The organism is Streptomyces sp. NPDC055103 (assembly GCF_053607625.1).
The window spans coordinates 95,930-110,350 of sequence record NZ_JBSGTX010000014.1; the positions used below are offsets into that span (position 1 = coordinate 95,930).

18 protein-coding genes are annotated in these 14,421 nt (G+C 71.3%); all 18 read left to right on the plus strand.

Annotated elements, in window-relative coordinates:
• Positions 1-47 precede the first annotated feature (47 nt).
• The 18 genes from ACWFR1_RS12140 to ACWFR1_RS12225 all read left to right on the plus strand — a co-directional run bounded on the left by ACWFR1_RS12140 (position 48) and on the right by ACWFR1_RS12225 (position 14,417).
• The gene (locus ACWFR1_RS12140; protein WP_453549516.1) at positions 48-746 is read left to right on the plus strand and encodes a hypothetical protein; all 699 of its coding nucleotides are present in this window, start codon (positions 48-50) and stop codon (positions 744-746) included.
• A complete protein-coding gene (locus ACWFR1_RS12145) occupies positions 746-1,456 on the plus strand; it encodes a hypothetical protein (protein WP_453549519.1) in 711 nt (236 codons plus the stop codon). The genes ACWFR1_RS12140 and ACWFR1_RS12145 overlap by 1 nt, the downstream gene beginning before the upstream one ends.
• Positions 1,456-2,265: a hypothetical protein gene (locus tag ACWFR1_RS12150; protein ID WP_453549521.1), complete on the plus strand. Its 810-nt coding sequence runs from the start codon at positions 1,456-1,458 to the stop codon at positions 2,263-2,265. The genes ACWFR1_RS12145 and ACWFR1_RS12150 overlap by 1 nt, the downstream gene beginning before the upstream one ends.
• Positions 2,256-2,852, plus strand: coding sequence for a hypothetical protein (locus ACWFR1_RS12155; RefSeq protein WP_453549523.1), 597 nt, complete (start codon positions 2,256-2,258; stop codon positions 2,850-2,852). The genes ACWFR1_RS12150 and ACWFR1_RS12155 overlap by 10 nt, the downstream gene beginning before the upstream one ends.
• The gene (locus tag ACWFR1_RS12160; RefSeq protein WP_453549526.1) at positions 2,849-3,013 is read left to right on the plus strand and encodes a hypothetical protein; all 165 of its coding nucleotides are present in this window, start codon (positions 2,849-2,851) and stop codon (positions 3,011-3,013) included. The genes ACWFR1_RS12155 and ACWFR1_RS12160 overlap by 4 nt, the downstream gene beginning before the upstream one ends.
• A gap of 9 nt (positions 3,014-3,022) precedes the next feature.
• Positions 3,023-3,400, plus strand: coding sequence for a hypothetical protein (locus ACWFR1_RS12165; RefSeq protein ID WP_453549528.1), 378 nt, complete (start codon positions 3,023-3,025; stop codon positions 3,398-3,400).
• An 86-nt stretch (positions 3,401-3,486) separates the two neighbouring features.
• Complete coding sequence (locus ACWFR1_RS12170; protein ID WP_453549531.1) at positions 3,487-4,026, plus strand: hypothetical protein; 540 nt, start codon at positions 3,487-3,489, stop codon at positions 4,024-4,026.
• Between the two features lie 5 nt (positions 4,027-4,031).
• Complete coding sequence (locus tag ACWFR1_RS12175; RefSeq protein WP_453549534.1) at positions 4,032-4,241, plus strand: hypothetical protein; 210 nt, start codon at positions 4,032-4,034, stop codon at positions 4,239-4,241.
• A gap of 136 nt (positions 4,242-4,377) precedes the next feature.
• Positions 4,378-5,451, plus strand: a complete 1,074-nt coding sequence (locus ACWFR1_RS12180) for a hypothetical protein (protein WP_453549537.1) — start codon at positions 4,378-4,380, stop codon at positions 5,449-5,451.
• A gap of 95 nt (positions 5,452-5,546) precedes the next feature.
• Positions 5,547-8,798: a phage tail protein gene (locus ACWFR1_RS12185; protein WP_453549539.1), complete on the plus strand. Its 3,252-nt coding sequence runs from the start codon at positions 5,547-5,549 to the stop codon at positions 8,796-8,798.
• Position 8,799: 1 nt separating this feature from the next.
• Positions 8,800-10,041, plus strand: a complete 1,242-nt coding sequence (locus ACWFR1_RS12190) for a hypothetical protein (RefSeq protein ID WP_453549541.1) — start codon at positions 8,800-8,802, stop codon at positions 10,039-10,041.
• Positions 10,041-11,192: a hypothetical protein gene (locus tag ACWFR1_RS12195; RefSeq protein WP_453549544.1), complete on the plus strand. Its 1,152-nt coding sequence runs from the start codon at positions 10,041-10,043 to the stop codon at positions 11,190-11,192. The genes ACWFR1_RS12190 and ACWFR1_RS12195 overlap by 1 nt, the downstream gene beginning before the upstream one ends.
• On the plus strand, positions 11,189-11,464 hold the full coding sequence (locus ACWFR1_RS12200; RefSeq protein ID WP_453549546.1) for a hypothetical protein: 276 nt from the start codon (positions 11,189-11,191) through the stop codon (positions 11,462-11,464). Before ACWFR1_RS12195 ends, ACWFR1_RS12200 begins: the two co-directional genes overlap by 4 nt.
• Positions 11,465-11,505: 41 nt before the next feature.
• Positions 11,506-12,441, plus strand: coding sequence for a glycine-rich domain-containing protein (locus ACWFR1_RS12205; RefSeq protein WP_453549548.1), 936 nt, complete (start codon positions 11,506-11,508; stop codon positions 12,439-12,441).
• Positions 12,442-12,618: 177 nt separating this feature from the next.
• Entirely contained in the window at positions 12,619-12,885 is a 267-nt protein-coding gene (locus ACWFR1_RS12210; protein WP_453549551.1) for a hypothetical protein, read from the plus strand.
• Positions 12,885-13,805 carry an N-acetylmuramoyl-L-alanine amidase gene (locus ACWFR1_RS12215; RefSeq protein WP_453549553.1) on the plus strand — a complete coding sequence of 307 codons (921 nt, stop codon included), beginning with the start codon at positions 12,885-12,887 and terminating at the stop codon, positions 13,803-13,805. Before ACWFR1_RS12210 ends, ACWFR1_RS12215 begins: the two co-directional genes overlap by 1 nt.
• 13 nt (positions 13,806-13,818) lie before the next feature.
• A complete protein-coding gene (locus tag ACWFR1_RS12220; protein WP_453549555.1) occupies positions 13,819-14,046 on the plus strand; it encodes a holin in 228 nt (75 codons plus the stop codon).
• Complete coding sequence (locus ACWFR1_RS12225; protein ID WP_453549558.1) at positions 14,043-14,417, plus strand: hypothetical protein; 375 nt, start codon at positions 14,043-14,045, stop codon at positions 14,415-14,417. Before ACWFR1_RS12220 ends, ACWFR1_RS12225 begins: the two co-directional genes overlap by 4 nt.
• Positions 14,418-14,421 lie beyond the last annotated feature (4 nt).

Sequence of the window (14,421 nt, forward strand, 5' to 3'; positions counted from 1 at the left end):
CGCCGCTGGTTCTGGGCCGGGCCGACCAACTCATGTTGGAGGCCGCAGTGCCACTGATCGCAAACGCCGACGTCATCCGGGTCACGAGGGTCGACGGCTGTGGCCGTCCCGTCTGCGGCGAGGACAACGGCTACGTCTTCGACTGCTTCGCCAACCTCTCGATGAGCGCCAACGTGGACGAGGGCGAGGACGTCGAGTACAAGGCCGCAAACGGCCGCATCTGCGGCTTCAAGAAGGGCTGCCCCGCCTTCAAGGGCTACGACATCGAGCTCAACTTCTTTGAGGTCAGCCCCGAGCTGATCGAGATCACCACCGGCAACCCGGTCGTGTACGGGTGGGACGGCAAGGCGATCGGTTACGACGACTGCTCGATCCGCTGCAACTCTGGTTTCGCGCTGGAGCTGTGGGCCGAAGTCCTGGGCGGCGACGCCTGTGCGGCCACGGGCGCGGGCGAAGGCGCATGGATCTACTTCCTGATGCCGTGGGTCACCAACGGCATGCTCGGCGACCTCGAGGTCGGCAGCGAGGCGGCGTCCCTGACCCTGTCCGGTTCGACCCGTGCCGGTGGCGGCTGGGGCGTCGGCCCGTACGACGTCATGCCGATCGACGCGGCCGGCACGCCCGGGACGCTCCTCACCCCGCTCGGCTCGGCCTGCCACCGCAGGACGTTCGAAACGACCGTGCAGCCCCCCGAGCCGCTCGGCGAGTACACGCCGGTGCTCGGCGACCTCTGCCTGGCGTCCTGATGGGAGCGCCGGACATCGTCGTGCCCGTCCGCGAGGGGGCCGCCAACGAGCAGCTGCGATACGCGCTGCGCTCGTGGGCGGCTCACCTCCCGCACGGCCAGGTATGGGTGATCGGGCACCGCCTGCCGTGGCTCGACGGCGTCCGGCACATCCCCACCGCGCAGAGCGGCACGAAGTACCAGAACACGACCACGGCCATGCGGGCGGCATGCGAGCACCCCGAGGTCTCGGACACCGTCGTGCTGTGCAACGACGACTTCTTCGTGATGCACCCGCAGCCGGACGGCATGCCGGTGCTGCACCGGGGGCCGGTGCGGCAGGTGGAGGCGTACTACGCCGCCCGCCGCTCCGGGCCGTACCTCCGGGGAATGCGCGAGACACGAGACCTCCTCGCCAGCCTCGGACATGACGATCCGCTGTCGTACGAGCTGCACGTCCCGCTGCTTGTGGAGAAGACGGCGATGCTGGCCGCGCTCGACGCTGGCCGGCACCTGGACGCGGTCCACAAGCGATCGCTGTACGGCAATCTCGCCGGCCTCGGCGGCGAGGAGGTCCAGGACGTGAAGATCCTCCACCGGGCCCCCCGCGGCTTCGGGCCGGAGTCCCCGTTCCTGTCGACGATGCCCGACAGCTTCGCGACCGGGCACGTCGGCCAGTTCATCCGCCGCGCCTTCCCGACGCCGTGCCGCTACGAGACCGGGAGGCGCTGATGCCGATCCAAGTCGGGCCGTGTGACGCGTGGCCCGTCGACCTGTGCTGCGAGATCCCTGAGGGGATGGAGCAGGAACAGGTCGACCGGTGGGCGCGCGTGGCTTCGACCATCCTGTGGGGCCTGTCCGGGCGCCGCTGGGGGCCGTGCCCGGTCACCGTGCGGCCGTGCCGTCGCTCGTGCCTCGACGGCACGGTGACCAGCTTCCAGGCCGGCGTGGGCACCGGTCCGTGGATCCCGTACATCGGAGCCGACGGCCAGTGGCGCAACGCCTCAACGGCATGCGGCTGCAAGTCCGACTGCTCGTGCTCGGAGCTGTGCGAGGTGTACCTGTCCGGCCCGGTGTACGACGTCGTCGAGGTGGACGTCGGCGGCGAGGTCCTGCTCCCCGAGCAGTACCGGGTCGACGCCCCCGGCAAGCTCGTCCGCACCGACGGCGAGTGCTGGCCGGACTGCCAGGACATGGCCGAACCATCGGGCTGGCCGGGCACGTTCACGGTCACATACCGGTGGGGGCTGCCGCTCGACGACGCGGCGATCGCCGCCGTGTCCGAGCTGACCTGCCACCTCCTCAAGGGCTGCTCGCCCAGCGGCTCGTGCGGCTGCAAGTCGAACCGGAACCTGACGCGTCTGGTCCGTCAGGGCGTCGAGATGGAGATGCCGGACCCCACGCTGATCTACAGCGAGGGCCGGACCGGGCTGCCTCTGACGGACATGTGGCTGGCCATGGTCAACCCGTATCGGCTGACCAGCCCGAGCAGGGTCTACAGCCCCGACTACAAGAGGCCGAGGGTGACGACGTGGCCCTGACTCCGCTGGCGATCCACGAGCTGACGGAAGCGGTCCTCGGCTGCGTGTGCGTCGCGCTCGACCAGACCGCGGCCCTGGTCGACGGGCAGCCCGGCTGTCCCTCGTGCCGGACCTGCGTCGTGCCCGGACAGCCGGCGTGGGACGCGTGCGACGACCCGTGCAGCGACGAGGCGGCCGGCGGGCAGCTCACCGTGTCGGTAGCCCGCATCTACCCTTCGAGCGACCTGGAGTTCCCCGGCGAGGCGCGGATCGTGCAGGGCGTGCGCGGCTGTGTCCCGCCTTCGGTCACTGCGCTGGAGGTCGTGGTCACGCTGCTGCGGTGCGCGCCCACCTTCAACGAGCAGGGCTGTCCCCCGTCGTGCGCCGAGCTGTCGGCGGCGGCGCAGGCCCTGCATGTCGACATGGTCACGGTCTACAACGCGCTGCTGTGCTGCCTGCCCGGGACGGAGCAGAGGCGGCGCGGGCGCCGGTTCGTGATGGGCGTTCAGCGGACGGTCGGGCCGGAAGGCGGTTGCGTCGGCCTGGAGCAGCGCGCGACGGTGGCCCTGCCCGGCTGCGGCGTGTGCCCCGGCGAGGAGTCACTGTGAAGATCAGCAAGTTGATCGCCCGTCTTCACCGGATGTGGGAGGAGCACGGCGACCTGGAGGTCCGGGCCTACGACTACTCCGACATCAGCCCGTCGCCGGTCGAGACGCCCGAGGTCGAGACGAACGGCGCGGGCGAAAAGTACGCCCTGCTGCGCCCGTAGGAGGCTGCCATGCCCGTTGAGGTGAGGATCGACCCGGGCCGGATCGCGCGGACGCTGCGGCTGCGCAACGGCGTTGTGGCCCGACGGCTCGCGGAGCGGACGCAGCGGACGGCGCGGATCGCGGAGCGGGAGGCGCCCGGCACGATGGGCCGCTACATCTCGTGGAAGGTGGAGAGCGGGCCGACGGGTCTGCAGGGGGTCATCGTGTGCGACCACCCGGCGACACGGTTCGTCCTCGACGGCACCCGGCCCCACATCATCCGGCCTCGCAGGAAGAAGGCGCTGAGGTTCGTGGTCCGGGGCCGGGAGGTGTTCGCCGCGTACGTCCGGCACCCGGGCACCAGGGCGAACAACTTCTTGGCCAGAGCGCTACGTCAGGGCCGTTGAGCGGTTCCGTGCGTGCTCTACCCTTACGGCCGCACACGCCGCTGGTTGTGGGCCGGGCGTACGCGAAGGACGGAAGGGCCACCACCGTGAAGAAGCAGTTCGCGCTCAACACGAGCCCCCACGAAGCCGAGATCGGCGACGTCACCTTGGAGTTCCTGCCCGAGGTCATGGGCGACGAGTTCCTGGACACCTATGCCAGCCTCCAGGACACGACGAAGCGGCTGAGCATCGACCTGTCGGACATGACGAACGTGGACCTGGCGCAGGTCCGCGACACGACCCAGGCGCTGCGCGTCTTCCTGGCGAAGCTGATGCTGCCGGAGTCCGCCGAGAAGTTCGCCCGCTGGGAGGTCAAGGTCGGCGCGAAGGTCGTCAGCAGCCACTTCGACCCGGACGAGGCCCGCGAGGCGGCCGAGACGAAGAAGAACGCCAAGGTCGTGGACGCCGGGATGCGCCTGCCCGACCGGGTCCTGGTCGAGCTGCTGGAGTGGGTAGTCGAGCTGTACGGAGGCGGCCAGCGCCCTCCTACGTCGTCCAGCGCCTCTGCGCCAGCATCATCGAGTCCTGGACCGAGTGGGAGGGCGGGCTCGCGCTCCAGGGGGTCGATGTCCACTCGTGGCCGCTGAGGGTCATGCTCAGTGCCGCCGAGGCGTCCATCGACGCGAGCGCGGAGGATGACAACGAGCGGTCCAGGAACCGGGCGAAGCTGTACGCGCCGCCGAAGGGCTCGAAGGCTCCGGCTCGGCGGGAGCGGCCGGCCGGGACCGCCATGAACCGCAGCCAGGTGCAGGACATGATGGCCCGTCTGGCTGCGGAAGACGCCCGCCTCGGAGCCGGGTAAACGGCCTCCGACCTGGGCTTTTTCACTCTCAAGAGGGAAACCATCCGGCATCCCCCGGAGTCGATATAGGTAGGACCACCAGTGCTCGAACACCGGTGGTCCTGACCGAACCCCTTGAGAGAGAAGAGGCCAGCCAGTGGCCGAGATTACGGCACCCCCTGACCCACCAACGAAGCGGCGAAGCCCGAAGTTCTACCGCGCTGAGGCCGCGTACCGCGCGAGCCTGGCGGAACTCGGCGCGACGCTCCTGGAGCCCGAATACCTCGGCAGCAACAAGCCGCACCGCACCCGCTGCCGCAACGGACACGAGTGCACGACGTGGCCGAACGACATCGCCCGAGGGCGCGGGTTCTGCCGAGCCTGCGCCGGGCAGGACCCACGGACGGCAGAGGCCGCCTTCCGGGCCCGGGTTGAAGAACTCGGCGGCACGGTCCTGGAACCGACCTGGCTGGGCAACAAGACGCCCCACCGGATCCGCTGCGGCCTCGGCCACGAGAGCACTCCGCTCCCGTCCGGGGTGAAGAGGGGCGGCGGCATCTGCCGCACCTGTGTCGGTCTCGAACCCCTGGTGGCGGAGGCCGCGTTCCGGGAGCGCGTGGAGGAGCGGGGCGGTGTCGTACTCGGAGCGTGGGTGAACAACGCGACCGCGGTCTGTATCGCCTGCGCCGAGGGCCACGAGTTCGACATCTTCCCGGGCAACGCTGGCCGCTACGGCGGCCTGTGCCGGACGTGCTCCGGCAGGGACCCGAAGGCCGTTGAGGCGCTGTTCCGCGCCCGAGTGGCGGAGCTGGGCGGCGTGGTCCTTGAACCGGCCTGGAAGGGCGCCCTAGCCCCGCACAAGGTCCGGTGTGCCGCGGGGCACGTGACCTACCCGTGGCCGTCGAGCATCAAGCAGGGAGGGGGCATCTGCCGTTTCTGCCGGGGCAAGGTGTGGGACGTCTTTTACGTCGTGCAAGACGACGAGACGGTGAAGCTCGGCATCACGTCCGGCGACCCGCGCCCGCGCCTCGCCGACCACGCGCGTGACGGGCTGTCGCGAGTTGTCCGCCTCCACACCGGCCTCACCGGCACCGTGGCGCCGGACCTTGAGCGGCAGGTTCTCGAGGCCCTCGGCGGCGCGGGCGAGAAGTCGGTGAGGGGCAAGGAGTACTTTCCGGCGCGCGTGCTCCCGCTTGTCCTGTCGCTGGTCGACGAGCAGCTCACGCGGTAGGAGACACGGCCCCCAGGGTGGCGTAGCGGCTACTCTGGGGGCACCGCTGTTGGTTTTGGGCCAGGCGAATCTACGCACACGCGTGAGGTTCTGCTTTGGCCGAGGACGAGGACTACGGGTCCGGGGTCATCCGGATTGTCCTGGACTCGACTGATGCGGTCGCCGACGCCCGGGACTTGGGCATCCGCATTCAGCGGGCTCTGGACCGCAGCACCCGCAATGTCGGCGATGCGATTCGCCGGAATGTCCAGCGCGGTCTGAATCGTGCGGCCGTCAGCGTCACCGTCCTGCCGGACCTGCGCCGCTTCGACTCGGCGCTCCTCACCGGCCTGCGGTCGCTGGAGTCCATCAACCTGCCGGTCGCCCCCGACCTGACGGGTTTTCTGGAGCGCATCCGCGGGCTCCTCGCCGGCGAAGAGGTCTCGATCCGGGTTGTCCCGGATCTCGATGGCCTGGACGAGCGGATCCGGGCGCACAACGCGCCGGACGTCACGGTCGGCGTCGACGTCGACACCAACCGGCTCTCCCGGGCGCTGGCCGGCCTCGGCGGCATCGCCGGCCGGGCGGCGGGGGCGCTCGGCGGGCTGCTGCGGATCGGCGCGATCGGCATCGCCGCGGCGGGCGCCGCGCAGGGCTTCATCGGCCTGGCGGCGGCTCTCGCCCCGGCGGTCGGCATCCTCGCCGCCTACCCGGCGGTCGCCCTCGGCGTCCAGGCCGCGCTCGGCGCGCTGAAGCTGGCCCTGTCCGGCGTCCAGGACGCGTTCGGTGCGGCGCTGACAGGGACCGCCGAGGAGTTCCAGAAGTCCCTGGAGGACCTGTCTCCGGCGGCGCAGTCGGCCGCGCGGGAAGTCCGGGCGCTCGAGCCGGCTTTCGAGGCCCTGCGCGAGAGCGTCCAGGAAGCTTTCTTCTCCCAGCTTGAGGGGGAGATCACCAAGGTCGCGTCGGCGCTGCGTGGGCCGCTCCAGTCGGGCCTGACCGGCATCGCGGCGGCCTGGGGGCGGGCGGCGCTGGGGGTCACCGGCTACCTCCAGGGCGCGAAGGGCGTCGCCAACGTCAAGAGCATCCTCGGCGGCGCGGAAGCGGCCGTCGGCGGCCTGGCGCAGACGACGAACAAGCTCACCGCGGGCTTCCTCCAGGTCGCGGCCGTCATCAGCGACCGGTTCGGCGCCGAGCTGGCGTCGGGGATCGCGGGCGTCGGTGAACGGTTCGGGCTGTTCCTCCAGCGGATCGCGTCCGGCGGCGACGCGGTGCGCTGGGTCGACCAGGCGCTGAACGTCTTCGCGCAGCTCGGCGACATTATCGGGAACGTCGGCTCGATCCTGTCCGGCGTCTTCAACGCCGCACAGGTGTCCGGCGGCGGGCTCCTCGGCAACATCCAGGAGATCACCCGCTCGTTCGCGGCGTTCGTCAACTCGGCCCAGGGCCAGACGGCGATCACTGGCCTGTTCCAGACGGTCGCCACGATCGCGGCGCAGCTCGGCCCGATCCTCGCCGCGGCGGTCACCCAGGTCGGTGCCATCGCGCCCGCCCTCGGCCCCGTCTTCTCCACCCTCGGCCCGGCGATCGTCGGCCTGGTCAGCGCGCTCGGCCCCGCGCTGGCCGCCATCGCGCCCAGCCTCCAGTCCGTCGCGGGTGCGCTCGCCGGTGCCTTCGCCGCGATCGGCCCGAGCCTCGGCCCGCTCGGTGCGTCGATCGCTGCGGTGATCAACGCGCTGGCCCCACTGCTGCCGCTGGTCGGCCAGTTGGTCAACGTCGTCGCCACGGCACTGGCCCCAGTCCTGTCCGCCCTAGCTGCGGCCTTCGCCCCGACTATTACCGCTCTGGTCGGCGCGCTGATGCCGATCCTGCCGCCGATCACCGCGGCGTTCGTCGCCCTGGTCGGCGCGCTGACCCCGCTGGCGACTGGGATCGGGCAGGCGGTCGCCGAGCTGGTCCGGGGCCTGTCCCCGCTGCTGTCGTCCTTGGCGGGCGTCCTCGCCCAGGTGGCAGCCGCCTTGGTCCCGGTGATCCAGGCGCTGGTCGACGCGCTGCTGCCCGTCCTGCCGCCGATCACCGCGGCCTTCAACGCCGTGGTGCAGGCGCTCCTGCCGCTCCTGCCTCCGATCGTCCAGCTCGTCGGGGTAATGGCGCCGCTGAACGCCCTGTTCATTCGGATGTCGGCCCCGCTGCTGGCCATCGTGGCCGGGTTCGTCTCCTGGCTGACGATCAACGCGGTCGTCCCGGTGATCCAGGCCGTGGTCGGCGTCCTCGGGGGGCTGATTGCCGGACTGGCCTCGGCGATCACGTTCGTCGTCGGCCTGCCCGGCCGGATCACCGGCGCACTGACCACGCTGGCGTCGACGGTGACCGGCTTCTTCTCATCGCTGTTCACGACCCTCGGCACCGCCCTGACCACCGGCTTCAACGCGGTGATCAACTTCTTCGTGCTGCTGCCGGGCCGGATCCTCGCCGGGCTGGCCGCGCTGCCCGGCCTGCTAGTCGACCTGTTCGTGAACGCGGTCGCGGCCGTCGGCATCGCGCTGCTCACCGCCGTAGCGGCCGTGATCTTCATCTTCACCGAGCTGCCAGGGCGGGTCTACCGGGCGCTGGCGTCGCTGGGCTCCCGGATCCTCACGGCCTTCCGGAACGCCTTCAACTCGGCGCGCGCGGCGATCACCTCGTTCCTGTCGCAGGCGGCCTCGTTCTTCTCCCAGCTCCCCGGCCGGGTGGCGTCCGCCCTGGCCGCGCTGCCGGGCCGGGTGCGGGCGATGTTCACCTCGGCCGGCTCCTCCGCCCTGTCGGCGGCCCGGTCGCTCGGCTCGTCGGTGGTCAGCTTCTTCTCGGGCCTACCCGGCCGGATCGCCTCCGCGCTCCGCTCGATCGGCTCGCGGATCGCCGGGGCGTTCCGCAGCGCGGTCGGCTCCGCCCGGTCCGCCGTGAGCTCGCTGATCTCCAGCGTGGTCAGCCTGTTCTCGACGCTGCCCGGCCGGATCGTCAGCAGCCTGGGGAACATCGGCGCCCGCATCGTCTCGAAGATCAAGAGCGGGTTGCCGTCGTCGGTGCGGAACCTGCTCCCCTTCGCCAACGGCGGCATCGTCACGCAGCCGACGGCCGCCCTGATCGGCGAGGCGGGCAAGGAGGTCGTCCTGCCCCTCACCCGGCCGGCCCGGACCGTCGAACTCGCCCAGAAGTCCGGCCTGCTCGACCTCCTGGCCCGCCGTGGAGCGATCGACAGCGGGGGCCGGTCCGCGACCGTCGCCGGAGACCGGCACGTAACGCACAACTGGAACATCTCGACGCCGGCGCAGGACTCGCGGGTCCTAGCCGAGTACCTGTACGGGCAAATGGCACGAGCGGCAGGGGTGTGACGTGATCAGCGATTACGCCGACTTCGGGTGTACGGAGATCGTCAACTCCGCCAGGGCATCGGTCTACGCGGCCGAGCACTGCCTGCTGACGGGGTGTGACCCGTGCCCGGACCTGGCGACGGTCCTGAACGACTTGGAGTACGTCGACCCGGTGTCGGACCCGGCGCCTTGGTACGACCCGGCCGTCCCGGAGTCGGCGCGGTTCCTCGGCGTCATGGGCCTGGACGCCATCGGCTTCTCGCAGTCGACGCTCACCCGCGACGCGGTGCAGCTCGTCGGCGACGGCGCGGCGCTCGGTGTGGCCCGCCGCTCGCACCGCGAGATCACGTACACGGCGCTGCTCCTGGTCCTCGATGAGTGCGCCCTGTCGTACGCGCTGGAGTGGCTGTCGGCGGCCTTGCAGGGCGCCCCGTGTGAGGGGAGCTGCAACGGCGAGGAGCTGGGCGTCTTCGCCTGCTGCCCGACCGGCGACGGCACGGCGGAGCTGCGGCACCTGTACGGGGTGGGCCTCATGTCCGGCCCGCAGCTCACGGCGGTGCGCCACCTGCCCGAGGGCATCATCGGCGAGGTCACGTGGACGCTGGCCGCGTCGGTGCCGTGGATCTACCGGGAGCCGCTGACGACCCTGACGGACTGGGTAGACCTGGCCGACGGCGACCTGGTGACGTTCGACCCGGACGAGATCTACGGCGACTGCGCCGAGGCGACTCCGTGCCTGGAGGACCCGCTGTGTCCGCCTCCGCCGCTGCCGATCCGGGCGCCGGTGCCGGTCGACCCCTGCTACCCGACGGGTGTTGCCCAGTTCCGCCGGTCGGTCGTCGCCGTGTCCCCGGTCGATCAGCCGGAGTGGCTGGAGGCGGTGCCCGTCCTGGAGCTGGAGACCGGCGGGACGGCGCTGCGCCGGCTGATCGTGCGGTTCTGGGCGAATCCGCTGGGCACGGACTGCTCGGAGCTGGCCGACCCGTGTTCGGCCTGTACGGACATCCAGATCCCGTACCTGCCCGCGGGGGCGAGGCTGACCGTGGACGGCCGTACGCAGGTTGCTGAGGTCGACTGCCCGTCGGGGGTGTCCGGGTCGGCGACGAGTTCGCCGATCCTGTACGGGCCTCTCGGTGCCGCCTTCGAGTGGCCGGTGTTCTCGTGCCCGGCCGGCGTGTGCATCGAGATCCTGTCGACGGCCGCGACGACGGCCGCCGACGCCCGCGCCCGGGTCCTCCTCGTTCCCCGATCGGACGTGGGCTGATGGCTGTCCTCGGCTGCGCCCAGGAGTACCGGGCCGTCATCCACTGGCGGGGCGGCTCGTTGCCGTTCACCTCGCCGACCGTGAGCGCGCTGACGTCGGTGAAGTGGAACCGCACGGTCAACGACACGTCGGAGGCGTCGATCACGATCGCCAAGGGCATGGCGGGGGCGAGCTGCTGCGGGCAGCTCGGGCAGATCGAGCCGTACGCGCACGAGCTGTCGATCTACCGGGACAGCGAGCTGGTGTGGCAGGGGCCCATCATCCGGTCGACGGAGAACCGGACGCGGTTCCTGATCGAGGCGCGGGACGTCACCGAGTGGCTGGCGCGGACGAACAACACGACGCTGCTGCGGTACCTGTCGACCAACCAGGCCGACCCGATGCACGTCGGTCCGGTGCAGGAGATCGCGGAGACGATCATCCGGCTGAACCTGGAGGCCGGCCTGTTCGCGTCCCAGCCGGACTGGCCGGTGATGCTGGACTACATCGTCCGCGACGACGACACCGTGGACGCCAGGTTCGAGAAGGACGGCAGTCTCAACAACGAGATCTGGATCGTGCCGATCCTGCGCATCCTGGACGACGAGCTGGTGCCCCGCGGGCTGGAGTACACGACGGTCGGCCGCTCGTTGATCCTGGGACGGCCGCAGACGACCGCCGACCGCCCGCAGGCGCGGCTGACGCTGGACGCGTTCGCCGGGGACATCGAGATCGTCCGGGATGGCACGAACGCGGCCTCGCTGGTGTGGGTCACCAACCAGGACGACCAGGACATCACAGGCGGCCAGTTCGGCGTCTCCGGCGTCGTCAGCTCGGTGTACGGGCGGCTGGACACCCTGATCCGCTCGACCGCTGAGGGCCTGTCCGCGTACGACCTGTGGCAGATCGCCCGCGCCTCGTACGCCGGACGGAACCCGGTGCCCACCGGCATCCGCATCCCCGACGGGGCCGGTCTGGCGACGACCGCCCCGATCTCGATGCGGCAGCTCGTCGCCGGCGTCCGCGTGGACGTCGCCGCGACCGGCATGTGCATGAACGTCAGCCAGCCCTACCGCCTGTCCGACGTCGACGTGGACTGGGGCGACAGCGGCGAGAACGTGGGCATCTCCCTCGTTCCGATCGGCGACCCGTTCGTAGGAGACCCCCCATGAGCCCACTTCCAGGACAGCGCGCGGTCCAGCAGCCGCTCCGCGCAGGCACGTCGGCCCAGCGGGCGCTGGGACGAGCGGCGCAGGCCAGCGCCGGGGTGCTGGCGTTCCCGGCCGGGATCGGCTGGGTCAACGGCCAGCGGTACGACATCGATCTCACGGCCCCGCCGGGGCAGCAGGCGCGGCCGATCCTGCCGTGCGGGTGCGCGGTCGAATGCGGCTGTGATGACGAGAGCCCCGGAGAGCAGAGCGAAACGCAGGAGAGGCAGGGATAGGCATGGCTCGGTGTGGATGCCAGGGGGGTTGCTCCTGCGCGATGAGCGGTTCCGGGGCGATCAACGTCTCGGGCAACGGGTCCGCGAACGATCCGTTCGTGGTGAGCGTCGACCTGGAGCAGCTTCTCCAGGCCGGGCCGGGGATCACGTACGACGCGGGCACGGGAACGATCAGCGTGAACCTGTCGACGGATCCGGCGAACGCCACGACCTTCGGCAGCGACGACGGGGTGTTCACCTTCGGCGGCGCGTCCGGTCCGCTGGCGCTGTGTGACGAATACTTCGAGACCAACGCCGACGGCGACATCTGCCTCAAGCCCGGGACTATGGGGCTGCGGGAGACCCTGATCTTCAATACGGCCGGGACGTTCCAGTTCGACAAGTCGCTGTATCCGTGGCTGGCCCGGGTGAAGGTGCGCGTCCAGGCCGGGGGCGGCGGGTCGGCCGGCGCCTCGGCCGCGGCCGCCCAGTCCATTTGGCGGGCCGGCGGTGCGGGCGGCGGGTACGCGGAGTCCCTGATCGACGTGGCCGCGCTCGCCGCTCCGGAGACCGTGACCGTGGGGGCCGGGGGCGCGGCAGGGGCCTCAAACAACGGAGCCGGAGGCAACGGGGGCAACTCTAGCTTCGGGGCGCACGCGACCGCCCTCGGCGGCCCCGGCGGGCCCGCGCAGATGGCGACGGGCACCACGGCGACGACCGCCAACGGCACCCCAGGCCCTGCTGCCGGTACGGGTGACTGGGCCATCGGCGGCGGGGGCGGCGAGGGCGCCATCCGGTTGAGCGCCAGTGCCGGGATCGGCGGCGCGGGCGGCGACTCCCAGATGGGTCACGGTGGCGCCTCCCGGGCGTCGGCCGGCGTCGGCAACGTGCCGCGCGGCTACGGCGGCGGGGGCGGAGGGTCGATCTCCGCGAACGGTGCAGCCCAGGCCGGCCGCGCCGGGGAGCGCGGAATCGTGATCGTGGAGCTGTACGGATGACCCGGACACCCACCCCTCGGGCGAGGGCAGCTATCCGCCCCGGACAGACCGTGTCCGGACAGTGTCCGCCCAGGTCACAGCCCTACGCCTCGGAGCCCGGACGGCTGTCCGGACATGTCCACAACCGGTGTCCGAACAGTGTCCGGACACGTCTGTTCCGCTCCCTTGGAGGTGCCCATGTCTCAACCCACCGCGGCCGTCGGCCGGATCGTCCACTACGTCTCGCACGGCACCCCGCTGCGCAGCGACGGCTCCCAGCAGTTCCCGCCCGCGTGCCGGGCCGCGATCGTGACCGAGGTCGACCAGGAGGACACCGGCCGCGTCGGCCTGGCCGTGTTCAACCCCACCGGGCAGTTCTTCCACCCACTCGCGGTCGGCGGCTCCGTGCACGCGGACGCGGCCGGGATGCTCGGCGGGTCCTGGCACTGGCCGGAGCGGGTCTGATGGCCCCGCCGATCGGAGTGGACCAGCTCCTTCGCGCGCTGCGCGGCGAGGGCCTGAACGTCGTGGAGGTCGGGGCCTGGCGTGGCAGGTCCCGGAACCACATGGGGCCGTGGGGCGAGGTCCACGGCGTGATGATCCACCACACCGTGACCCGGGGCACCGCGCACACCGTGGCCATGTGCCGGGACGGGTACGCCGGTCTGCCGGGGCCGCTGTGCCATGGGGTCATCGCGAAGGACGGCACGGTCCACTTGGTGGGCCACGGCCGCGCGAATCACGCCGGGCTCGGCGACCCAGACGTCCTGCGGGCGGTCATCGCGGAGACACGCCTGCCGAAGGACGACGAGGCCACGGTCGACGGCAACCGCGCGTTCTACGGGTTCGAGTGCGAGAACTTCGGCGACGGCGAGGACCCGTGGCCGGATGTCCAACTGGACGCGATCGAGCGGGCGTCCGCCGCGCTGTGCCGGTTCCACGACTGGGGGGCGGGTTCGGTCCTCGGTCACCGGGAGTGGCAGCCCGGGAAGCCGGACCCCCTCGGGTTCGGCATGGACGACATGCGGGAGCGGGTCGCCGGCCGTCTCGGCGTGGCCGTGCCTGGACCTCTGCCGGCCCCGCAGCGTCCCGTGGTGGACCTGTCCCTCCTCGTCGCCGCGGCCCTGGCAGACCGCTACAAGGCGGGTACGCCGGTGTCCTACGCCGGGGTGCGCGTCGTGGAGACCGCCCTTGTGGACGAGGGGCTGCTGTCCAAGCGGTACGGCGACGGGCATTACGGCTGGGAGACGGTCACCGCATACAGCCGGTGGCAGGAGCGCCTGGGGTACAAGGGCCGGTCACCGGGTCAGCCGGCCGACGGTATCCCCGGCCGGACCAGCCTCACCCGCCTCGCCGCCAAGCACACCTTCACCGTCACCGCCTGAAAGGACCCTGATCATGACGACTGTCCCCGTAGAGAAGAAGGTCACCTGGGCATCGGCCGCGGCCTACCTCGGATCGACCAGTGTCCTCGCTGTCCTCGCCGCCGTCCAGGACAATGCGCGCCTGCTCGCCCCGATGCCGGACGCGCTGGCCCCGTTCGTCCTCGCGCTCGTCCCGACTGCGGTCACGTTCGTGTCCGGCTGGGCCGTGAGGCACACGCCGCGCCCGGACCTCGACCGGTGAGCATCGAGACCGGCATCCCTGCCCTGGACACCGCGCTTGTCTGGGGCGGCGTGGTGTCTGTCCTCGCCGGCCTGCTCGCAGTGGGCTGGCGAGGACTGCGCGCGCTGCTCCATCTCGGCCGGAAGTTCAACAACTTCATGGACGACTGGGCGGGCGAGCCGGAGCGGCCGGGGGTTCCTGCTCGGCCGGGCGTGATGGAGCGGATGTCCGGCATGGAGGAGCGGCTTACCCGGTTCGAGCACGAGCTGTATCCCAACTCGGGCGGGTCGCTGCGGGATGCCGTGGACCTCGCCAATCGCAGGCTTTCCCGTCTCTGTCCCGACGAGGAGGAGCCGGGGCAAGCCCCGCCACGGCCTCATGGGGCGTCTTGATCTC

Bases quoted from the DNA above. Each gene is read 5' to 3' on its own strand.
- ACWFR1_RS12145 (WP_453549519.1), top strand. From the start codon at position 746: ATGGGAGCGCCGGACATCGTCGTGCCCGTCCGCGAGGGGGCCGCCAAC.
- ACWFR1_RS12150 (WP_453549521.1), top strand. From the start codon at position 1,456: ATGCCGATCCAAGTCGGGCCGTGTGACGCGTGGCCCGTCGACCTGTGC.
- ACWFR1_RS12165 (WP_453549528.1), top strand. From the start codon at position 3,023: ATGCCCGTTGAGGTGAGGATCGACCCGGGCCGGATCGCGCGGACGCTG.
- ACWFR1_RS12175 (WP_453549534.1), top strand. From the start codon at position 4,032: ATGCTCAGTGCCGCCGAGGCGTCCATCGACGCGAGCGCGGAGGATGAC.
- ACWFR1_RS12195 (WP_453549544.1), top strand. From the start codon at position 10,041: ATGGCTGTCCTCGGCTGCGCCCAGGAGTACCGGGCCGTCATCCACTGG.
- ACWFR1_RS12200 (WP_453549546.1), top strand. From the start codon at position 11,189: ATGAGCCCACTTCCAGGACAGCGCGCGGTCCAGCAGCCGCTCCGCGCA.
- ACWFR1_RS12205 (WP_453549548.1), top strand. From the start codon at position 11,506: ATGAGCGGTTCCGGGGCGATCAACGTCTCGGGCAACGGGTCCGCGAAC.
- ACWFR1_RS12210 (WP_453549551.1), top strand. From the start codon at position 12,619: ATGTCTCAACCCACCGCGGCCGTCGGCCGGATCGTCCACTACGTCTCG.
- ACWFR1_RS12215 (WP_453549553.1), top strand. From the start codon at position 12,885: ATGGCCCCGCCGATCGGAGTGGACCAGCTCCTTCGCGCGCTGCGCGGC.
- ACWFR1_RS12220 (WP_453549555.1), top strand. From the start codon at position 13,819: ATGACGACTGTCCCCGTAGAGAAGAAGGTCACCTGGGCATCGGCCGCG.